22 protein-coding genes and 1 tRNA gene are annotated in these 19,873 nt (G+C 33.5%); 13 read left to right on the forward strand and 10 right to left on the reverse strand.

The window, feature by feature from the left end; translation table 11 throughout:
• Nucleotides 1-135 precede the first annotated feature (135 nt).
• A complete protein-coding gene (locus tag VI621_RS05910; RefSeq protein ID WP_324217459.1) occupies nt 136-1,320 on the reverse strand; it encodes a hypothetical protein in 1,185 nt (394 codons plus the stop codon).
• Between the two features lie 191 nt (nt 1,321-1,511).
• Nucleotides 1,512-2,795, reverse strand: a complete 1,284-nt coding sequence (fahA, locus tag VI621_RS05915; RefSeq protein ID WP_324217525.1) for a fumarylacetoacetase — start codon at nt 2,793-2,795, stop codon at nt 1,512-1,514.
• Between the two features lie 110 nt (nt 2,796-2,905).
• Between fahA and glyA the strand changes: the two genes are divergently transcribed.
• The 9 genes from glyA to VI621_RS05960 all read left to right on the forward strand — a co-directional run bounded on the left by glyA (nt 2,906) and on the right by VI621_RS05960 (nt 11,685).
• Nucleotides 2,906-4,180 (forward strand): serine hydroxymethyltransferase, encoded by a 1,275-nt coding sequence (glyA, locus tag VI621_RS05920; protein ID WP_324217460.1) that lies wholly within the window; start codon nt 2,906-2,908, stop codon nt 4,178-4,180.
• A 142-nt stretch (nt 4,181-4,322) separates the two neighbouring features.
• Nucleotides 4,323-4,916, forward strand: coding sequence for a tRNA-(ms[2]io[6]A)-hydroxylase (locus VI621_RS05925; RefSeq protein ID WP_324217461.1), 594 nt, complete (start codon nt 4,323-4,325; stop codon nt 4,914-4,916).
• Between the two features lie 199 nt (nt 4,917-5,115).
• Nucleotides 5,116-5,679 (forward strand): AraC family transcriptional regulator, encoded by a 564-nt coding sequence (locus VI621_RS05930; protein WP_324217462.1) that lies wholly within the window; start codon nt 5,116-5,118, stop codon nt 5,677-5,679.
• 27 nt (nt 5,680-5,706) lie between these two features.
• Entirely contained in the window at nt 5,707-6,159 is a 453-nt protein-coding gene (locus VI621_RS05935) for a response regulator (RefSeq protein ID WP_324217463.1), read from the forward strand.
• A gap of 10 nt (nt 6,160-6,169) precedes the next feature.
• On the forward strand, nt 6,170-7,957 hold the full coding sequence (locus VI621_RS05940; RefSeq protein ID WP_324217464.1) for an ATP-binding protein: 1,788 nt from the start codon (nt 6,170-6,172) through the stop codon (nt 7,955-7,957).
• A 33-nt stretch (nt 7,958-7,990) separates the two neighbouring features.
• The gene (locus VI621_RS05945) at nt 7,991-8,488 is read left to right on the forward strand and encodes a GNAT family N-acetyltransferase (protein ID WP_324217465.1); all 498 of its coding nucleotides are present in this window, start codon (nt 7,991-7,993) and stop codon (nt 8,486-8,488) included.
• Nucleotides 8,489-8,657: 169 nt separating this feature from the next.
• Complete coding sequence (locus VI621_RS05950) at nt 8,658-9,746, forward strand: efflux RND transporter periplasmic adaptor subunit (protein WP_324217466.1); 1,089 nt, start codon at nt 8,658-8,660, stop codon at nt 9,744-9,746.
• Nucleotides 9,746-11,002: an ABC transporter permease gene (locus VI621_RS05955; protein WP_324217467.1), complete on the forward strand. Its 1,257-nt coding sequence runs from the start codon at nt 9,746-9,748 to the stop codon at nt 11,000-11,002. Before VI621_RS05950 ends, VI621_RS05955 begins: the two co-directional genes overlap by 1 nt.
• A gap of 2 nt (nt 11,003-11,004) precedes the next feature.
• Nucleotides 11,005-11,685 (forward strand): ABC transporter ATP-binding protein, encoded by a 681-nt coding sequence (locus VI621_RS05960; protein WP_324217468.1) that lies wholly within the window; start codon nt 11,005-11,007, stop codon nt 11,683-11,685.
• Between the two features lie 6 nt (nt 11,686-11,691).
• On the opposite strand, the gene VI621_RS05965 is transcribed toward VI621_RS05960, so the two are convergent.
• The 3 genes from VI621_RS05965 to VI621_RS05975 form a co-directional block, all read right to left on the reverse strand.
• On the reverse strand, nt 11,692-12,261 hold the full coding sequence (locus tag VI621_RS05965; protein ID WP_324217469.1) for a pentapeptide repeat-containing protein: 570 nt from the start codon (nt 12,259-12,261) through the stop codon (nt 11,692-11,694).
• A 121-nt stretch (nt 12,262-12,382) separates the two neighbouring features.
• Nucleotides 12,383-12,817, reverse strand: coding sequence for a DUF6526 family protein (locus VI621_RS05970; RefSeq protein ID WP_324217470.1), 435 nt, complete (start codon nt 12,815-12,817; stop codon nt 12,383-12,385).
• Nucleotides 12,818-13,006: 189 nt separating this feature from the next.
• Nucleotides 13,007-13,080 (reverse strand) — tRNA-Arg (locus tag VI621_RS05975).
• A 69-nt stretch (nt 13,081-13,149) separates the two neighbouring features.
• Here VI621_RS05975 and VI621_RS05980 point away from each other — a divergent pair.
• A complete protein-coding gene (locus tag VI621_RS05980) occupies nt 13,150-13,662 on the forward strand; it encodes an adenine phosphoribosyltransferase (RefSeq protein WP_324217471.1) in 513 nt (170 codons plus the stop codon).
• On the opposite strand, the gene VI621_RS05985 is transcribed toward VI621_RS05980, so the two are convergent.
• The 5 genes from VI621_RS05985 to VI621_RS06005 all read right to left on the reverse strand — a co-directional run bounded on the left by VI621_RS05985 (nt 13,659) and on the right by VI621_RS06005 (nt 17,784).
• Complete coding sequence (locus VI621_RS05985; protein WP_324217472.1) at nt 13,659-13,799, reverse strand: SsrA-binding protein; 141 nt, start codon at nt 13,797-13,799, stop codon at nt 13,659-13,661. The genes VI621_RS05980 and VI621_RS05985 overlap by 4 nt on opposite strands.
• A gap of 88 nt (nt 13,800-13,887) precedes the next feature.
• Nucleotides 13,888-14,112, reverse strand: coding sequence for a hypothetical protein (locus VI621_RS05990; RefSeq protein ID WP_324217473.1), 225 nt, complete (start codon nt 14,110-14,112; stop codon nt 13,888-13,890).
• Nucleotides 14,113-14,245: 133 nt separating this feature from the next.
• Nucleotides 14,246-16,096, reverse strand: a complete 1,851-nt coding sequence (locus VI621_RS05995) for a M56 family metallopeptidase (RefSeq protein WP_324217474.1) — start codon at nt 16,094-16,096, stop codon at nt 14,246-14,248.
• Between the two features lie 4 nt (nt 16,097-16,100).
• Nucleotides 16,101-16,457, reverse strand: coding sequence for a BlaI/MecI/CopY family transcriptional regulator (locus VI621_RS06000; RefSeq protein ID WP_324217475.1), 357 nt, complete (start codon nt 16,455-16,457; stop codon nt 16,101-16,103).
• A 112-nt stretch (nt 16,458-16,569) separates the two neighbouring features.
• Nucleotides 16,570-17,784, reverse strand: coding sequence for an MFS transporter (locus VI621_RS06005; protein ID WP_324217476.1), 1,215 nt, complete (start codon nt 17,782-17,784; stop codon nt 16,570-16,572).
• Nucleotides 17,785-17,898: 114 nt separating this feature from the next.
• On the opposite strand from VI621_RS06005, the gene VI621_RS06010 reads away from it, so the two are divergent.
• From VI621_RS06010 to VI621_RS06020, 3 genes are read left to right on the forward strand one after another with little or no spacing between them, the layout of a single operon-like run.
• Nucleotides 17,899-18,501, forward strand: coding sequence for a DUF1684 domain-containing protein (locus VI621_RS06010; protein ID WP_324217526.1), 603 nt, complete (start codon nt 17,899-17,901; stop codon nt 18,499-18,501).
• Entirely contained in the window at nt 18,501-19,160 is a 660-nt protein-coding gene (locus VI621_RS06015; protein WP_324217477.1) for a TatD family hydrolase, read from the forward strand. Before VI621_RS06010 ends, VI621_RS06015 begins: the two co-directional genes overlap by 1 nt.
• Entirely contained in the window at nt 19,144-19,860 is a 717-nt protein-coding gene (locus VI621_RS06020; protein WP_324217478.1) for a tRNA threonylcarbamoyladenosine dehydratase, read from the forward strand. Before VI621_RS06015 ends, VI621_RS06020 begins: the two co-directional genes overlap by 17 nt.
• Nucleotides 19,861-19,873 lie beyond the last annotated feature (13 nt).

Raw genomic sequence — 19,873 nt, forward strand, 5'->3', positions numbered from 1 at the left:
TTGTTGTTTTCATCGATGCAAATGTATGCAAATTGTAATATGAAAATAAAAAAAAAGTGCATTATAACAAAATTTTAAGGTTCTGTTATGTTTGTAAAATAAAAAACCCGAAGCGTTAACTTCGGATTTTTGTGTTTATTTTCTAAATCGATTTTTGGTAATAATGTCTTTTAGTTTGGCTTTCAGATCCTCGCCGGTATCATAAACCATTTGCTCATTAGATGGAAATGGAACTGCTCTTTTATCAAAATAAGACAAATAATTATCGTCCGAAGCGCGTTTGTCACCATTATAATTGGCATAAATATTCTCAAAAATAAATTCACTGGAGATAGGGAATGTATCAATTAATTGATTCGTTCTAAAGTCGATATAATCCACTTTTGCGGTTATCTGACAAGATTTAAATTGTCTGAATTCATAAATATTAACGCGAATAGTTTTAAAATTATCCACTTTAATCGGATTCCCTAAACTGTCTTTCACCACATTTCCCCTAACATCCAAAAGCGTTTTTACGCCATCTTTAATTTGCTTTTCCTTGATGAATTCTTTCTCTTTTATCTGTTCCGGCGAAATATTAATTTGTCTAAAATTAACAATCAAACCATAATCATAGTTGATTCCTTTTTGTTTGTTACTGTGATAAACCGTCCATTTATCATTCAAACCATAAGTGCTGATATCCAACAAATCGTTTTGTAAACGAACCGGAATAACCATATTGGTTTCATTTTTCGCATATACATTTACAAAATCAGTTCCTTTGAATTCGGCTTCAGCCATCAATTTTGAGCTGTCTTTATAACCAGGATTTATAGTTTCTAAATAAGACAAATCATCATAAGCTTTACGAAAACTCATTTTATCTTTTGTCAGCAATAGGGCTTTCGAATTATCATACAAATATTTCGATAAAGCGTTTTTGCTATTTATAATCTGCTCGGAATAGTTGTCAAAAGGAAAAATGGCATTGCGTCCTTCCTTCATTAATTTCAATGGCAACAGCGGACGAATGCGTTCCTGACGATTGTTCAATTGCAGATAAGTATTGTATAAAAGCTCCAATTTCGCAGGGCTGGCATCTTTGACTAACAAATCAATTTCATGTAAATCACGCTCCTTTGCTTTAGCGAAAGCTTCCTCCATTAAATAAACATAATCTTGTTTACTTTTTGCATTTTTATTGCTACGCAGACCTTCAATAGCCCGATTAATGGCACCGTCATAATCACCGTCGCTCAACATACTTCTTGTTTTTTTGACACCACAAGAAGATACAATTATAAATAAAGCCAGGAGTAAAGTAATTTTCTTCATAAACAATAAATTTTAGCAAATATAATTTTTTTTAGGAGCTATTTCCAGCTATCCGTTTCAATCTTTTCCTTTTTTAAAGAAAAAAAGAAAAAGGATTTCCACTTCTATCTGGGCTAAGCTGAATCCAATATTCGGGAACATAAAAAAACCCCGAGAGAACTTCGGAGTTTTTAGCTTGTATTTATAAAATCTTATTTTCTGACAAAAGGAGGCAATAGTTTGCTTGAAACTTCACCAAAACCAATTCGAATCTGCTCATTTTTGCAAAAACCTTTCATGATAACCGTATCATAATCATTAATGAACTTTCGCTCCGTACCGTCCTTCAGTTTAATTGGATTTTTACCACCCCAAGTCAATTCTAACATCGAGCCAAAACTATCCGGAGTAGGACCCGAAATCGTTCCGGAACCCATCATGTCACCAGAATTCACTCGGCAACCGTTAGAAGTGTGATGCGCTAATTGCTGGCTCATCGTCCAATACATATATTTAAAATTAGAATGGGAAATTACGGTTGGTTCACCATTTTCCGGTTGAATAGCCACTTCTAAATTAATATCAAAAGAATGCTTTCCTTTTTGTTGCAAATATGGAAGCGGGGTTGGGTCTTGTTTTGGTCCTTTGGTTCTAAAAGGTTCCAAAGCATCCATCGTAACAATCCAAGGCGAAATAGAAGAAGCAAAGTTTTTTGCTAAGAATGGCCCTAGCGGCACATATTCCCATTTTTGTACATCGCGAGCACTCCAGTCATTCAATAAAACCATTCCGAAAATATAATCTTCAGCTTCATTTACGGCAATATTTTCGCCCATGATATTCACATCTGTTGTAATAAAAGCGGTTTCCAACTCAAAATCAACAGATCTTGAAGGACCAAAAACAGGTGTGGTTTCCCCATTTGGCAAGGTTTGTCCCATTGGTCTGTGAACCGGGATTCCAGATGGAATAATAGTGGAACTTCTTCCGTGATAGCCTACAGGAATGTGCAGCCAGTTTGGTAATAATGCATTTTCCGGATCACGAAACATTTTTCCTACGTTTGTAGCGTGTTCTTTACTCGAATAAAAATCGGTATAATCACCAATTAAAACTGGCAATTGCATTTCGACATCTTCCATTTTGAAGATAACTATGTTCTTATCTTTTGTATTGTCTCTTAATTTTGGATTTTCTGCATCAAAAATATCGGCAATTCGGTTTCTAACCAAACGCCACGTTTTTTGTCCATCAGAAATAAAATCATTTAAAGTATCCTGCATGAACATATCGTCCGTCAATTCGATGCCTTCAAAGTAATTTAATTGTTGTAATGCTCCTAAATCAATGGCGAAATCCCCAATTCGGGTTCCAACGGTTACTACGTTTTCTTTGGTCAAAAATACTCCAAAAGGAATATTCTGTATAGGGAAATCACTATCTGTTGGTACATTTAACCAAGATTTTCTATCGGGATTATTGGCAGTTATCGGCATTTTGTGTGTTGATTTATTTATTGAAAATTCAGTTATCAAATATAACCACATCATTCATTTTACCAAACGATTTTCGTATTTTTGTCACCAAATTAACGAAAAATCATCAAATGCAACACGACGAACAAATTTTTGACCTTATTCTTGAAGAACAAGAGAGACAAATTCACGGATTGGAATTGATTGCTTCTGAGAACTTTGTGAGTGATCAGGTAATGGAAGCTGCCGGTTCTGTATTAACGAATAAATATGCCGAAGGTTATCCTGGCAAAAGATACTACGGCGGTTGCGAAGTGGTTGATGTTGTAGAGCAAATTGCCATTGATAGAGCAAAAGCATTATTTGGAGCAGAATATGCGAATGTACAGCCACATTCTGGTTCTCAGGCAAATACGGCAGTTTATGCCGCTTGTTTGAAACCGGGTGATAAAATTTTAGGTTTCGATTTATCTCATGGCGGACATTTAACGCATGGTTCTCCGGTAAACTTTTCAGGGAAATTATACAATCCTGTTTTTTACGGAGTTGAAAAAGAAACTGGACGTTTTGATTATGATAAAATTCAGGAAATTGCGACCAGAGAAATGCCAAAAATGATTATTGCCGGTGCTTCTGCGTACTGTCGTGATATGGATTTTGAGCGTTTCAGAAAAATTGCTGATAGTGTTGGTGCGCTTTTATTAGCTGATATTTCTCATCCTGCAGGTTTAATTGCCAAAGGATTAATGAATGACCCAATGCCGCATTGCCATATTGTGACCACAACAACACATAAAACACTAAGAGGACCAAGAGGTGGAATGATTATGATGGGTAAAGATTTTGAAAATCCATGGGGATTGACGACTCCAAAAGGGGAAATCAGAATGATGTCCTCTGTTTTGGATTTATCGGTTTTCCCAGGAAATCAAGGTGGGCCATTAATGCATATCATCGCTGCCAAAGCGGTTGCTTTTGGTGAAGCTTTGACAGATGAGTTTTTCCATTATTCAATGCAAGTCCAAAAAAATGCGAAAGCGATGGCCGAAGCGTTTATGAAAAGAGATTATAATTTAATTTCCGGAGGAACCGACAATCACATGATGCTGATTGATTTGAGAAATAAAAATATTACAGGTAAAGAAGCTGAAAATGCATTGGTTAAAGCTGAAATCACCGTAAACAAAAACATGGTTCCTTTTGATGATAAATCACCATTTGTAACTTCCGGAATTCGTATCGGGACACCGGCAATCACGACTCGTGGCTTGGTAGAAGAAGATATGGAAGCGATTGTGGCTTTAATTGATAAAGTTTTGATGAACCATACTAACGAAGCAATCATCGAAGAAGTTGCTGACGAAGTAAACGAAATGATGAGCGAAAGAGCGATTTTCGTTTTTTAATAAATTGTTTTTAAAAGTTTAAGGTTTAAAGTTTAAAGTTTTGGAATTCCAAATTATAAAAGTACTTCTGTATTTGATAATTTTTTGTTCTATGATTTTTAACTTTAAACCTTTTTTAACTTCAAAACCTTAAACAAAAATTATGTCTGTATTACGACTAAAATTGCCAACCGATCCAAGATGGGTGAATATTGTGGAGAAAAACATCGAGGAAATCCTGACGGATCATGCCTGGTGTGAACAAAAAGCAGCCACTAATGCCATTACAATCATTACTAATAATTCGGAACATCAGGATTTAGTTCAGGATTTATTGGCTTTGGCTAAAGAAGAAATCGACCATTTTGAGCAGGTTCACAATATTATTATCAAAAGAGGGTTGAAGCTGGGTCGCGAACGCAAAGACGATTATGTAAATGAATTGTATTTGTATATGAAAAAAAGCGGTGACGGAAGTCGTGTTTCCAGTTTGGTGGAACGATTGCTTTTTTCAGCCATGATTGAAGCCCGTAGCTGCGAACGATTTAAAGTGCTGTCAGAAAATATTCAGGATGAAGAATTAGCCAAATTTTACAGAGATTTAATGGAAAGTGAAGCAGCACATTACACCACTTTTATTACTTATGCCCGAAAATACGGTAAAGGAATTGATGTGGAAAAACGATGGAGAGAATGGATAGAATTTGAAGCTTCCATTATCGAAAATTATGGTAAAAGTGAAACCATTCACGGATAAAATTAAGATATATGCGTTTATTTTAAAGCATAAATAATTGGAATCCACTTCAGGATTTAAAATAATTAATAATCAGGTATTTATAAAAAATCTCCCTGAAAACAGGTTTGTCTTCCGCATTAAATTTATTTTTTTGTTTTATGATTAATAATTTTTGATATATATTTATAATATTAATCAATTATAATTAGTGTCTGAAATGAAACTGTATATTAAATATGATGGAATTGTTGCTTGTAGAGTAATATTGCAAGAACAACTGGAAAGGCTTGATATTAAGCATCAACTTTTGGATTTAGGCGAAATTGTTTTCAGTGAGGGTATTTCTGAAGAAAGTCTTACTGAACTCCAAAATGCTCTCAATAAATACGCTATTTACATTCTAAATGATGAAAAAAGCCAACTTATTCAGAAAATTAAAGATGTTATAGTGGAGATGATTTATGAAAATGATAAATTGCCGACTACAACTATTTCGTACTATCTTTCTTCAAAACTCAATTTAAGTTATGGATATATCACGAATATTTTTTCTGAATATACCTACACATCGATTGAAAATTTCATTATTATTCAAAGAATCGAAAGAGTCAAAAAAATGATTGTGGAAGAGAAATTAACATTAACCGAAATTTCTTATAAATTAAATTATAGCAGCGTGGCCTATTTGTCATCGCAATTTAAAAAAGTTACAGGATTAACTCCTTCTACGTTCAAAAGAATTGTAGACAAAAGGAGGCAATTATCAAATATTGAATCCTAATTAGACAAAACTTTAGCCCCAATATTTATGATTACACACGAAAATCCAATACATATTCTTTTAGCTGACGACGACGAAGATGATCGCGCTTTTTTTAGCGAGGCGATTACTGAGCTCAAAATGAATAATAAGTTGACTTTATTTAAAGACGGTAAAGATTTGATGGATTATTTAGTGCATCCTGATACCCATTTGCCTCATATTTTATTTCTGGATATAAACATGCCGTATAAAAACGGAATTGATTGTCTCAAAGAAATCAGAGCCGATGGGCGTTTCAAAGAAATATCGATTGCTATTTATTCAACATCTTCTTCAGAAAAAGACATAGAAGATACCTTTATTGAAGGAGCGAATATTTACATTAAAAAACCAAATGATTTCTCTGAATTAAAAAAAGTCATCAAGGATGTTGTAAATATGAATTGGCAATTTCATTCCTCGGGATTAAATAAAGAGACTTTTTTCTTTAGTATATAATAAAGATTAGATGAAATTAGGCTTGTATAAAAATTCTCAAATTTTCAAAATTGCTTTAGGAATCGCAATAGTCATCATAGGCTATATTGCTTCGGTTTTTTATTCCCAAATGCAAAAATTGGATTCTCATGTTGAATTAATTTCCAATTCCAATGAAACGCAAATTGAATTAGAAAAAATATTGTCTAAAATCAGCAGTTACGAAACAAATCTGCGAGCTTACATTATCACAAAAAATGAATCTTATATTGAGAATCGGTTTTTGGACAGAGGTGAAATTGAATTGAATCTTCAAAAAATAAAAAAATTAGCGGCAAATAATCCGGCAAGAATTAAAGACATTGACAGTCTGAAAAAAATGGTAGATTATAGATTCATTTTGTTTAGAAAAACATTAACCATTGCGAAAAGTAAAGACGTCAATGAAAAAGAACTAAACGAAATACTAACCACAAGCAGTGACTTAACTGAAAAAATGAAAATTTTTGTATATAAAAGAATAAATGCAGAAAATTCATTTGTTAAATTTAACAATAACAGCCATCAATTTGAGTTGCGGGATTCAATGATAAGCGCCTTTTTATTGGTGATACTGTCATTGCTGATCTTGTGGTTATCCTTTAATAAAATGAATGTCGATATTGAGGAACTAAAAAAAGCGAATGATGAATTAAAATTATTAAACCATTCGTATAATAGCGCAGAAATGACTGCGGGATTCGGACATTGGAAACTTAATTTAAAGACCAATAAATACCTATTTTCAGATAATTTGTACCGACTTATGGGAGTAGAACCCCATGCGTTTGAACCCAGCTTAGAAAATGCTTTGAAATATTTTCATCCGGATGACTTAGACTATGTGATGGAAGTACATAAAAAATCGCTGGAAGACCATATGGCAACGTCTTTGGTATACAGGGTTTTAACTCCTGATAATAAGATTAAATATATTAGAAGCGATGCGAGTTTTACAAAAAATGGGAAAGGTGAATTGGTTAAAGTAGGTGTTAACTATGATATTTCTGAACAATACAAAAAAACGCGTGAGCTGGAAGAAAATAATAATGAACTGAAATCCATAAATGCGGAACTGGAATCCTTTAACAATATTGTAAGCCATGATTTGCAGGAACCATTGCGTAAAATTCAAATGTTTATTTCAAGATTAGAAGAAAAAGAAATTAATTTACTTTCGCAGCAAGGGAAAGATTATTTTTCAAAAATTCATCTCACAGCCAATAGAATGCAGGCACTTCTAATTGATTTGCTCAATTATTCCAGAACAATAAAAGGAGATAAAATTTTTGTAAAAACAGATTTAAACGAAATTCTGCAACAAATACTTCAGGATTTGGCTCCCACTATTGAAGAGAAAAATGCGGATATTTATATCGAAGATCTCCCAATTTTAAATGCAATACCATTCCAAATGGTGCAATTGTTCACCAATTTAATTTCCAATTCACTTAAATATAGCAAAGAAGATGCGATTCCAAAAATCAGTATTTATTCTGAAAAAATAGGTGAAAATGAAATATTTGAAGGTAAATTAATTGTTGAGCAACACTATTATAAAATTATCATCAAAGATAACGGCATCGGATTCAAACAGGAATATGCCGAAAAAATATTTCTGTTATTCAAACGATTGGAAACAGATTCCAAATATTCAGGAACAGGATTAGGGCTTGCTATTTGCAAAAAAATTATGGATAATCATAACGGATTTATAAAAGTAGAAGCAGAACCAAATGAAGGCGCTAAATTTTCTGTATTTATTCCAAAAGCGAATTAAATTGGCGTTTTTATATTAAAACATAAATAAAGTATGATAACAATTTCCGAAGCCACATCCAAAGATTTTAAAGTAATCCAAGAAATTGCCTATCAAACCTGGCCGGATACCTATGGCGAAATCCTCTCCAAAGAACAATTGGATTATATGTTGGCTCAATTTTATTCTGAAGAAACTTTAAATGAAAATGTAACTGAAAAAGGGCATCATTTTTTATTGGCTAAAGAAGAAAATGTTGCTTTAGGCTTTGCTTCTTATGAGCATAATTACAATCAAAAACCGGTAACAAGGATTCATAAAATCTATATTTTACCACAAACACAGGGCAAAGGGATAGGAAAATTATTGTTGGATACAATCGAAGCATTGGCAAAAGAGAAGCATTCCGAAACGCTTTCCTTGAATGTTAATAAATTCAATAAAGCATTGACATTCTATCAAAAATTAGGATTTAAAATTGTTCTGGAAGAAGACATCGAGCTGGATCACGGCTACTTGATGGAGGATTACGTAATGGAAAAGCAATTATAACTTATTTCTTAAATAATTTTTGTACTTATAAATTTCATTGAGCGTTCCGAAAACGGTCTGAATACCTACCAATTCTTTAAATATTATTCTTATTAACACCCCGTTTTATAGAAAAAAGCAGTAAATTTAATACATTATTAATTGCAGTATATTTCTTAAAACTATAAGGATGAGATTCACAAAAATAGCGGTTATCATTATAGCACTTTTGAGTTTTTCCTGCTCAAAAAAAGAAGTTAAAATAAAGCCGACAGTTGGAAACGTAACCGAAAGCGTTTATGCTTCAGGGGTGATTAAAGCCGAAGATCAATATACAGTTTATTCAACGGTGAATGGTATTTTACAAAAAGTTAAAGCTGCTCCATACCAACAAATCATTCAGGGACAATTGTTGTTTGAACTCGAAAGCGACAAAGCCGAACTCAATACTGAAAATGCGCGACTGGCCTATCAATTGAGCCAACAAAACAATCGCTATATTCAGGATAAAATTGCCGAGATGGAAATGAAAGTGCAATCGGCCAAAGATAAACTCACTTTAGACGAATCGATTTACATCAGAAATAAAAACATTAAAAGCCAGGGAGGAATTTCAGAAGTTGATTTTGAAAGGGTAGAATTGGCTTATAAAAGTGCTAAAATCAATTATGAATCTACTAAAAAACAATTGGCACAGTTAAAAGCACAATTGAAAAACGAGCAAGACCGTAATAGCATCAACCTTAAAATCAGTCAGAAATCCCAGAGTGATTTTAGCATTAAAAGCGCATTTTCGGGACAATTGTTTGATGTTTTGGTAAAAGAAGGAACTTTGGTCACGCCGCAAACCCCTTTGGCGATTATCGGTAAAGCAGATTCTTTTTTATTGGAACTCGAAGTCGATGAGAACGATATGGTTCGTGTAGTTATTGGTCAAAAAGCACTCATAACGATGGACAGTTATAAAGGGCAGGTTTTTGAGGCAACAGTTGACAAAATCTATCCGATTATGGATGAACGTTCCCGAACGTTTAAAATTGAAGCCCATTTTGTAAATCCACCAAAGAAACTCTATCCCAATCTTACTGCCGAAGCCAATATTATTATTCAAACTAAGAAAAACACAATTACTATTCCCAAGAGTTATTTAATTCAGGGCGAATACGTTTTAGTCAATAAAGACGAGAAGCGAAAAGTGAAAACCGGTTTGAGTGATTATCAAAAAGTGGAGATTCTGGAAGGATTAAAAGCAGAAGAAACTATTTATAAACCCGAGTAATGAACTTTAAACTCATCTTAAACATTGCGCTGCATTTGCTCCGAGCCAGGCTAAAACAAACCGTAGTTGCGGCGGTGGGCGTTACTTTTGGGATTGCAATGTTTATTGCTTTAGTGAGTTTCATGAATGGTCTGAATGATTTACTCGATGGATTAATGCTCAACAGAACGCCCCATGTTCTTTTGTATAATGAAATTAAACCTTCCGAAAATCAACCGATTTCATTATCCGAAGCCTATAAAAAGAATACGAATTTTATCAATTCAATAAAACCAAAAGACAGGGGAAAATCGATTTACAACAGTAAAACCATCATTAAAGTTTTACAAGAAGACGAACGCATTATTGATGTGGCTCCAAAAATAACTACTCCGGTTTTATTTAACTCGGGAACCATTGAAATATCAGGTGTTGTTAATGGTATTGATGTATTATCGGAAGAAAAATTATTTAAAATAAGCGATTATATTATAGAAGGAAAAGTCGATGATTTACTTCAAAACAACAGTATTATCATCGGAAAAGGATTGGCTGATAAAATGCTTCTGGTTAGAGGAGATATTATCAAAATCACCACCTCGAAAGGTAATTTAGCCTCCTTAAAAATCGTTGGTATTTCCGAAATTGGCATCGCCGAAATTGATAATATTACCAGCTATACATCATTGGCGACAGCCCAAAAAATATTGGGGGAACCAACGAATTATATCACTGATATTCAGATAAAACTATACGATATGACTTCGGCACCAGCAGTGGCAAAAGAGTTTCATAATAAATTCAATTTGGATACCATTGATTACCAAACCGCCAATTCACAATTTGAAACCGGGAGTACAGTCAGAAATATAATTTCCTATGCGGTAGGTATAGTGTTGCTTATTGTGGCGGGTTTTGGAATTTATAATATTCTGAATATGATGATTTATGAAAAAATGGACAGTATCGCCATTCTCAAAGCAACTGGTTTTTCGGGTAATGATGTAAAATGGATTTTTGTATCATTAGCCATTATAATAGGACTGGCGGGAGGAATTTTTGGTTTGTTGTTTGGATATATTTTCTCATCAATTATTGATGTAATTCCCTTCGAAACGGCCTCGCTGCCCACCGTAAAAACCTATCCAATAGATTACAATCCGTTATATTATATTATCGGAATTGTCTTTGCGCTATTTACAACCACTATTGCCGGGCTTTTTCCTGCTTTAAAAGCCAGTAAAGTCGATCCGGTAGAAATTATCAGAGGGAAATAAATATGGAAAATAATAAAGTTTTAGAGACTATTGGTCTAACCAAATATTTTTATGATCCTGCAAAATTTCAGGTGCTTAAAGAGATTAACATGAGCGTGAATCATGGTGAATTTGTTTCCATTGTTGGAAAATCTGGTTGCGGTAAATCGACATTATTGTATCTGCTTTCTACGATGGATACCGATTATGAAGGACAATTATTGATTCATAATGAGCTTGTAACAGGACAATCAGATGCTAATTTGGCAAAAATCCGTAGCGAAAAAATCGGTTTTGTATTCCAATTTCATTATTTACTTTCAGAATACAATGTGTTGAAAAACATCATGCTTCCAGGGTTGAAATTAGCAAAATATTCTGATCAGGAATTAGAATCCCGAGCTATGGGCCATCTAAAAACCTTGGGTATGGAAGATCAGGCTTTAAAAATGCCGAACCAGTTGAGTGGTGGAGAAAAACAGCGTGTAGCCATTGCCAGAGCTTTAATAAATGATCCTTTAATCATAATGGGGGATGAGCCAACTGGAAATTTGGATAAGAAAAACAGCGATTTGGTTTTTGATATTTTCAACAAACTGGCCCAAGAAGAAAACCAAACCCTATTGATAGTTACCCACGATATTGATTTTGCTGAAAGAACCAACAGAATCATAACTATGGAGGATGGAAGAATTATTTCGTAATCTAATTTATTTAACGACAAGTTCATGCATAAATAATAATCCTTTTAAACCTTCTAAAGAAAAGATAGCTTTCTTCAATTTCGTTTTTTCCGGATCAATAGTATAGTTGTAGCTCGTTTTGAAATTAGCTTTATTAGCAATTCCTTTTGCAAATTCGGAACGATACAAATCGCAATTATCAAAAACAACTTCGGTTAAATCAGTACTCATAAAATCGACGGCAATAATACTACAATTGGTGAATGAAGTTCCTTTTAATTTTAAAGTATAAAATTTAGAAAAATCCAAGACACAATCTTTAAAGTGGATTTCAAAAATCAATTTATCACACATTGCAAAATTGACTTCCTTTATTTCGCAGTTATTGAAAAATACGGTTCGAAATGCGACATGATTGATTTTTGCACTAGAAAACATACAATCGTTAAAGGTGCAATCAATAAAAGTAACGGCTACAAAAGAACATTGTGAAAAGTTACAATTGGTAAAAGTACAGCACTCAAATTCCTTAAAATTGACTTCTTCTTCACCATAAGTAATAGTATTGTATTGGATATCAAAGAAATATTCGGGCATTCAGTTTAATTCAAATTGGGTTAAGTGCTAATGCAGTATTTGGCAAAGAAACAAAATTTTGCACTTGTAAATGATATAATTCGCCAAGTTTTCTAAAGAGTATTTAGTCGCTTTTTTAAAATTAGACCCTTTCATAATCGCCTTTCCAATTTATAATCGCTTTTTTGATTGCTACTGCCGAGAGGTTTTCTTTTAGGATTCTTTCTGTAAGGCCAACAAGTTCTTCATCGGGAGAAAATCGAAGTGCAAATAATTGTTCCTCCTTCAGCTTATATTCGAATTCTTCAAATCTTTTTCCTGTCAGTGTAAAATAGCGGTATCGAAGCTCTAAACGTACGATTCGGTTTTGTAATGTTAAGGCATAATGTTGTCGTAACATAAATGCCAAACAAAATAACACGACGAAAATCCCACTTATGAAAGTCCAAATCAATTGATCCTTAGTTGTAAAACTAAAATAGATGCTGAAGGACAACAGTGCTATTAAAATCGGGTAATAAACAAAATGATGGGGAGGATAATATCGGATGTGGTTCTTATAGGATTGGGTTTGCATAATTTTATTTTAAAAAGTTCCTAAATATAATCAAAACTAATGATTTTATAATCTTGTTATGAATAGTAAGAATTCCGATTTCTAAGATTTTTTGGAATCTTTAGCTAAAGTTTAGAGTGAAATCTTATTTTAGGGTTAACTAAAAATAAGAAACCCTAAACATTTTTACGTGTTTAGGGTTTTTTTGAGTGACCTTGACTGGATTCAAACCAGTAACCTCTTGAGCCGTAATCAAGTGCGCTATTCAGTTGCGCCACAAGGCCTCATTGCGGGTGCAAATATAAGTATAATTGTTTAACTTGCAAATCAAATTCACCTTAAAAATAAAAAAAATGTCAATAGCTAATTACATTCGTGATGTAAAAGATTTTCCAAAAGAAGGTATTGTTTTCAAAGATATCACCCCATTATTGAACAATCCGGAAGCCAGAAAAGAATGCTTGAAACTGTTAGTGAGCGGTTTAAATGGTAAAAAAATTGATAAAGTTGTAGGGGTGGAGAGTCGCGGTTTTCTCTTCGGAATGCTTTTAGCACAGGAATTAAATGTTGGTTTTATACCGGTTCGTAAACCAAAAAAATTACCTTATAAAACCATTTCGGCCTCTTATACGTTAGAATATGGTACCGATACGTTAGAAATTCACATTGATGCGATTCAAAAAGGAGATAAAGTCCTCATTCATGATGATGTTTTGGCGACTGGAGGAACAGCAAAAGCAGTTTGTGAATTAGTAGAGCGATTAGGTGGCGAAATTGTACAATGCAATTTCTTAATGGAACTGGCTTTTTTGAAAGGAAGAGAAAAAATCAGTCAATATGAAATTTATTCCCCTTTAGTTTATTAATCCAAAGCGCGGGTTGTTACATAATATTTCCAGCCTATAATTGCTTTTTGCCATTTTTTGGCTTTGGCTAAATCCAATCGCTGTTTGGTGAAACTCGGTAAAATGAGTTTGTTTATTTTAGCTAAAATTTTGAACATAAGGTTATTATTTTAAACAAAGGTATAAAAAAAGACTGTTTCGTTTGAGACAGTCTTTTTCGATTTTATTATTTTCAATTCTATTGCTTTAGCTCTTATCCTCTTTATTATTTGCGATCGCAAAATTTCTTGACTTCTTTTCATATACTGCATACGATTTGTCACTTGGATTGACAATCACGGTTTTAACGGTAATTTCATCGCCTAACTTGAAACTTCTGGATACCATTTGGTAATCTAAAAGAAACTCGCCACAAAAGTAATTTCCGTTTTCATCTATTTCTATAATTCCTGTATAAATTCCTTTTGACATAATGTTTCTTGTTTTATGCAAAACTAGTCAATTTCCTTTTTATAACAAAAATAATCATGATTGCCTGTTTCCTGAGGATGTTATTTTATAAAAAAAAGACTGTCTAAACAATAGACAGCCTTTTGGTGTTTTATTATTTTTGTTTTTTGAGTTCTGCTTTTGCTTGTTCTAATTCTAATTTGGATTTTTCCATTTCCAATTTAGCTTTCCTCATTTCCTCTTTGGCTTGTTCCATTTCTTTTCTGGCTTGATCCATTTCAGGTTTATTTCTTTCCATTTCTATTTTAGCCCTTTGTATTTCTTTTTTAGCTTTCTCGATTTCGGGTCTTTGTTTTTCCATTTCTATTCTCGCCATTCTCATTTCATCTTTATTTCTTTTCGTCTTTAATATGGTGAAATCTTTTTTGTCTTTTGTTATTATTTCAATAACATTCTCCCCATCTTTATCGTCTCCGGTTTTATTTCTTATTACATTAACACTTTCGATGAAATTAGGGTCAACATCAGATAAGTCTTCTAAATCTGCATCAACTTTTTTTCCATTGATGATAATGATTGGTTTTTCGTTTTTTCCGTTTCTGATCAACATTTTTTTAACCATCTTTGGCGCTCCTGGAATGTTCGGTACGTCTGGAGCGTTCGGTGCGTTCGGAACGTTTGGTGCATCCGGAACATTTGGTGCATCCGGAACATTTGGTGCATTAAGAGCGTCTGGCGAATCTGGGATTGGAGGTTCGGGAACATCAATATCCACAATATCATCTTCATTAAATGAAAATTCAAAATCTTTATCCTCATTTTGAGAAGATATTTTCATTTCTTTTGGCGAACCAAAGCCTATTTTATTATCACTTCTATAAAAATGAATTGGTTTTATTGGTTCTTTTCCTTCTATTTGAGAAACGCCTTTACTTCCATTTTTATCTTTATATTCCACTTTAATTGCTGTGATTTCGCCGTTGGAATTTCGTTTGATTTTTGAAAATTTTAAAATTATGCCATGTTGTTTTTTTATAATTTCGGCATCTTTTTTCATTTCTTCATCCGTAGAATTTTTGTTGATATCCACGTAAATTACATTTCTTGTTTTTGTAATTTCCTGTTTGGCATTTAATTTCTCTTGCGCGATTACTTTCACCTGAAAGAAAATTACAAAGGCAGCTAATACCGGAAGCATTAAGGCATACTTCCAGGAATTCCTCTTTTTTGATTGATTTTTGTTTAACATAACGATTCGTTTTTTGATTAATGATTGATAAAAATGATTGGTGATGGCAACACAATTTTCGTGTGTTGTTATTTTTAAAAGCGTGATTTGATAGGCTTTTTTGTCGGCTATTTTTTTAGAAGCTTCGCTGTCGGCAATGAATTCTAGATTTTGTAAGATGGCTTTTTTATACAACCAAACAAAAGGATTGTACCAGAATGCAACACAAAATAATCTCGAAATCAAAACGTCAACAGTATGATTTTGTGAACTGTGCACTTTTTCGTGTTCTAATATATTGTCTAATTCGGACTGACTGTATAAAGAGGAATTGTAAACGATATAATCGAAATAGGAAAAAGGAGAAACGTTTTCGGCCACATCAATGAATTTAAAATCAGCTTGTTGCTGAATGCTTTTCCCTTTTAGAACTTTGGATAAGCTATAAAAATCGAAAGCAAATTTCAATAAAAAAACTGCTATACCAATAGCATACCCAATTCCCAAAACCAGATACCAATTGATTTCGAAAGTTTCTTGTTGGTTGGGAGTTGACATAGGAATATTTGACCATCCTAAATTTGTGGGAGTAGGTTCTATCCAAATTACTTTTGTAAAAACGATTATTGGCAGGATGACTGAAGTAATTAAACCGGCCAATAAAAACCAACGATTACTGGTGAAGAATGTTTCTTTTCGTAATAAAAAATAGTAGGCCAAATAAAACATTACGATTAAGCCGCTGGACTTGATGAGATAAATAAATAGCGTTTCCATAGCTTTACTTTTTTTCAATCATGGCTAAAATCTCCCGTAATTCTTCGGCTGAAATCTTCTCTTCTTTGGCAAAAAATGATACCATATTTTTGTATGAACTATTGAAATAATTATCAATTGCCGTGTTCATGAAACGTTTTCTGTAGTCTTCTTTCGAGATTATCGGGAAGTATTGGTGGGTGTTTCCAAAAGCATTATGAGACACATAACCTTTCTCTTCCAAATTACGCACAATGGTTGAAAGGGTGTTGTAATGGGGTTGGTCCTCAGTTATTTCTGCCATGACTTCTTTTACAAAAGCTTTTTCAAGCTTCCATAAAATATGCATGATTTCTTCTTCTTTGTTGGTTAACTTTTGCATGGTTGTAAGATTTAAAACAAACTTACAACTATATTTTTAGTTACGCAACTATAAAAGCAGTTGTTTAACTAAAATTTAAGTTTTAAAGAAAAATTAAGGAGAGAAATAGCCATTAATTGGGATCTGTTTCCAATAACCTTTGCAACCATATACAACAACCGGCAGCAACAATTCCGAAACTTCCCATCACAAACCAATTGATTTGGTAACCAAAATGACCAATGACTTCCATTCCCATCTTCGAACTTACGATGTGTGCCATGCTAAAACTCATCGTGTACAAAGCCATATAGCGACCTTCGTGACCGCGTGGCGCTCTGCTCATGGCAAAAGAATTCGAGAAAGGGAAAGCAAACATTTCGCCAATAGAAATAAAAATCATACTAATAACTAAAATTCCCGCCCATAAATTAATCATTAAAGAATAAAAACTGATGGCCATTAGCAAAGAACCCCAAAGAATAATCTTTAATTTTTGGACTTTTTTTCTTTCAAAATAACTCACAATCGGCATTTCCAGTGCGAAAATCAATAATCCGTTCAAGGTCATTAATAATCCTGTTTGTAATTCGGTTAGGCCAAACATTTCATGATGGTATAATGGCAAAGCCGTAAAAAGCTGAAAGAAAATCATCGCCGTTACAAAACTTATGAAAAGGAAAACCCAGAATATTTTGTCTTTAAAAACGGATGCCACTTCCAATTCTTTGGGATGAAAATCCAAATGAGCCGCTTTTTTCTTTTCTTTTACCAATAAGGCAAAGATCAAAATCGCTAAAATACAAGAAGAACCATCAATCCAAAATAAACCTTTGTAACCGATTCCCATAATAATTAATCCACCCAAAGCCGGTCCAGCGGCAAATCCAAGATTAACTGCCAATCGTACTAAAGTCAAGGCACGCGTTCTATTTTCAGGTCTTGCATAAACACCAAGCGATACGAACATAGCAGGTCGAAACATGTCGGCCAAAACCATAATGCTAAACATTCCGATGCATAATCCCCAAAAGGAAGTGATAAATTGGATGACAAAAAATAACAATCCGCTGGTAAATAAACTAAAAACCATCACTTTATAAAACCCAATTTTATCCGATAATTTTCCGCCTAACCAAGAACCCAACATCGATCCAAAACCGAATGCAACCATGATCCAGCCCACCTCTCCATAAGAAAAATGTAAATCTTCCTTTAGATATTTAGACAAAAAAGGCAAAACCATCGTTCCTGCTCGATTGATGAATGTAATAATGGTAAGTATCCAAATTTCTCTCGAAAACCCTTTAAAATTATTGATATAGCGGTAAAAAGCGGTTTTGAGCATTGATTTTGACTTGTGGAGTTACAAAGCCGTAAAGTTACAAAGTCTGGACATAAATTTGAATTAAATTAAACGTTTTGTCTTTGTCTTTTAGTTATTTTTGCAAAAATAAAAATGATGAAAACCAGTTTAAATATATTCTTTCTTCTCGTTTCATTTTTTGGCTTCAGCCAGGAAAAATTTGAGGTGTCTTCTGTTGAAGCTTTTCAAAAAGAACTGAATCTTGAATTTGCTGATTCAATAAAAAGTCCTTTAACAGGGGAAGACAGGCTTCAATTCAAAGCATTGGATTTTTTCCCGATAGAAGAACGTTTTTTTGTTACAGCCAAATTCGTTAGAACAAAAAAAGAGAAACCTTTTGAAATGAAAACATCAACAGAGAGAAAGCCTTTATATGTAAAATATGGAGAATTGTCCTTTTCTATTGATGGGAAAGCTTACAAATTGAATGTTTACAGAAATATAGCTTTGTCTCAAAAGAAAGAACACAAAGATCATCTGTTTTTACCTTTTTCAGATTTAACTTCAGGAAATGAAAGTTACATAGGCGGAAAATATATCGATTTGAAAATTCCGAAAGGCAATACGATGATCATCGATTTTAATAAATCCTACAATCCGTATTGTGCCTATAATCACAAATATTCCTGTCCGATTGTGCCTTTGGAAAACGATTTGAATATTGAAATTAAAGCAGGTGTTAAGAAGTTTCACGACTAATGCAATTCTTTAATTTACATACACACAAATTCACGAATCAACCGGATGTGTTGGAATTGGTCAATCAATATCCACAAGATTTTGTTGAAAATATTCCGTTTTATTCCATCGGAATTCATCCTTGGTATATTGTGGAAGAACAGATTGAAGCCGATTTGCAACTGATAGAAAGTAAATTACAGGAAAAAAATTGTCTGGCTATTGGCGAATGCGGATTGGATAAACGCATAGAAATCCCATTGGACTTACAGCAGTCAGTTTTTGAAAAGCAATTGGCTCTAGCCGAAAAATACCAAAAACCAGTTGTGATTCATTGCGTTGCCGCTTTTCAGGAAGTGATTGAAATCAAGAAACGATTAAATATTTCGGTTCCAATAATTATTCACGGATTTTCGAAAAATGAACAGATTGCCAAACAATTAATTGCCAATGGATTTTATCTTTCATTTGGAAAATATTTATTGCGAAATCCGGAATTGGAAACCGTTTTTCAAAGTATTCCAAATGATAAATTTTTCTTGGAAACCGATACGGTTGAAGAAACTATTGACGAAGTATATGCTTTGGCAGCAAAATATAAAAATATCGATATAGAGTCATTGCAAAATATAATACAACAAAATTTTAATACGATTTTCAAAGATGGCAGAATGGACTGAAAGAGCGGAACTTTTATTTAAAGCGGAAGGTTTAGATAAATTGCGAAATGCGAATATATTAGTGGTTGGTTTAGGTGGCGTTGGTTCTTTTGCCGCTGAGTTTTTAGTGAGAGCAGGAGTAGGAACCATGACCATTGTTGATGGTGACGTAGTGGATATTACGAACATTAACAGACAATTGCCAGCTTTACATTCAACAGTTGGTCAAGCCAAAATCGCAGTTGTCGGTGATCGTTTGATGGATATAAATCCGGAATTGAAACTGACATGCGTGCAGGAATTTCTTTCCCCGGAACGTGCTTTCGAAATAGTTTCGGAAGATTTTGATTATGTCTTGGATTGTATTGACAGCATTACTCCAAAACTGAATTTGATTATTGCCGCCAAACGAAAAAGGGTAAAAATAATTTCAAGTATGGGTGCTGGCGGAAAAATGGAAGCTTCAAAAGTGAAAGTGGCCGATATTACCAATACTGTAAATTGCTTTTTGGCAAAAACAATTCGAAGACGATTGAAAGAAGTGAAAATTGATAAATTAAAAGTCGTTTTTTCATCAGAAATTCAAGATGATGCGAGTTTAAAAATGACCGATGGTTCCAATTATAAAAAATCTTTTTACGGAACAAACAGTTATATGCCCGGATTATTCGGATTATATGCTGCCGAAACCGTGATTAGACATTTACTTAAAAAAGAATAAACTTAGCAATTCA

Origin of the sequence: Flavobacterium sp., assembly GCF_035292545.1 — a bacterium.
Classification (GTDB): domain Bacteria; phylum Bacteroidota; class Bacteroidia; order Flavobacteriales; family Flavobacteriaceae; genus Flavobacterium.

What these genes read in the sequence shown, in the direction of transcription:
- VI621_RS06015 (WP_324217477.1), top strand. Translation starts at nt 18,501, where the DNA reads ATGCAATTCTTTAATTTACATACACACAAATTCACGAATCAACCGGAT.
- VI621_RS05990 (WP_324217473.1), bottom strand. Translation starts at nt 14,112, where the DNA reads ATGTCAAAAGGAATTTATACAGGAATTATAGAAATAGATGAAAACGGA.
- VI621_RS05970 (WP_324217470.1), bottom strand. Translation starts at nt 12,817, where the DNA reads ATGCAAACCCAATCCTATAAGAACCACATCCGATATTATCCTCCCCAT.
- VI621_RS05965 (WP_324217469.1), bottom strand. Translation starts at nt 12,261, where the DNA reads ATGCCCGAATATTTCTTTGATATCCAATACAATACTATTACTTATGGT.
- VI621_RS05930 (WP_324217462.1), top strand. Translation starts at nt 5,116, where the DNA reads ATGAAACTGTATATTAAATATGATGGAATTGTTGCTTGTAGAGTAATA.
- VI621_RS06000 (WP_324217475.1), bottom strand. Translation starts at nt 16,457, where the DNA reads ATGCAAAAGTTAACCAACAAAGAAGAAGAAATCATGCATATTTTATGG.
- fahA (WP_324217525.1), bottom strand. Translation starts at nt 2,795, where the DNA reads ATGCCGATAACTGCCAATAATCCCGATAGAAAATCTTGGTTAAATGTA.
- VI621_RS06005 (WP_324217476.1), bottom strand. Translation starts at nt 17,784, where the DNA reads ATGCTCAAAACCGCTTTTTACCGCTATATCAATAATTTTAAAGGGTTT.
- VI621_RS05935 (WP_324217463.1), top strand. Translation starts at nt 5,707, where the DNA reads ATGATTACACACGAAAATCCAATACATATTCTTTTAGCTGACGACGAC.
- VI621_RS05945 (WP_324217465.1), top strand. Translation starts at nt 7,991, where the DNA reads ATGATAACAATTTCCGAAGCCACATCCAAAGATTTTAAAGTAATCCAA.
- VI621_RS05925 (WP_324217461.1), top strand. Translation starts at nt 4,323, where the DNA reads ATGTCTGTATTACGACTAAAATTGCCAACCGATCCAAGATGGGTGAAT.
- glyA (WP_324217460.1), top strand. Translation starts at nt 2,906, where the DNA reads ATGCAACACGACGAACAAATTTTTGACCTTATTCTTGAAGAACAAGAG.
- VI621_RS05960 (WP_324217468.1), top strand. Translation starts at nt 11,005, where the DNA reads ATGGAAAATAATAAAGTTTTAGAGACTATTGGTCTAACCAAATATTTT.
- VI621_RS06010 (WP_324217526.1), top strand. Translation starts at nt 17,899, where the DNA reads ATGAAAACCAGTTTAAATATATTCTTTCTTCTCGTTTCATTTTTTGGC.
- VI621_RS05955 (WP_324217467.1), top strand. Translation starts at nt 9,746, where the DNA reads ATGAACTTTAAACTCATCTTAAACATTGCGCTGCATTTGCTCCGAGCC.
- VI621_RS05940 (WP_324217464.1), top strand. Translation starts at nt 6,170, where the DNA reads ATGAAATTAGGCTTGTATAAAAATTCTCAAATTTTCAAAATTGCTTTA.
- VI621_RS05910 (WP_324217459.1), bottom strand. Translation starts at nt 1,320, where the DNA reads ATGAAGAAAATTACTTTACTCCTGGCTTTATTTATAATTGTATCTTCT.
- VI621_RS05985 (WP_324217472.1), bottom strand. Translation starts at nt 13,799, where the DNA reads ATGTTCAAAATTTTAGCTAAAATAAACAAACTCATTTTACCGAGTTTC.
- VI621_RS05980 (WP_324217471.1), top strand. Translation starts at nt 13,150, where the DNA reads ATGTCAATAGCTAATTACATTCGTGATGTAAAAGATTTTCCAAAAGAA.
- VI621_RS06020 (WP_324217478.1), top strand. Translation starts at nt 19,144, where the DNA reads ATGGCAGAATGGACTGAAAGAGCGGAACTTTTATTTAAAGCGGAAGGT.
- VI621_RS05995 (WP_324217474.1), bottom strand. Translation starts at nt 16,096, where the DNA reads ATGGAAACGCTATTTATTTATCTCATCAAGTCCAGCGGCTTAATCGTA.
- VI621_RS05950 (WP_324217466.1), top strand. Translation starts at nt 8,658, where the DNA reads ATGAGATTCACAAAAATAGCGGTTATCATTATAGCACTTTTGAGTTTT.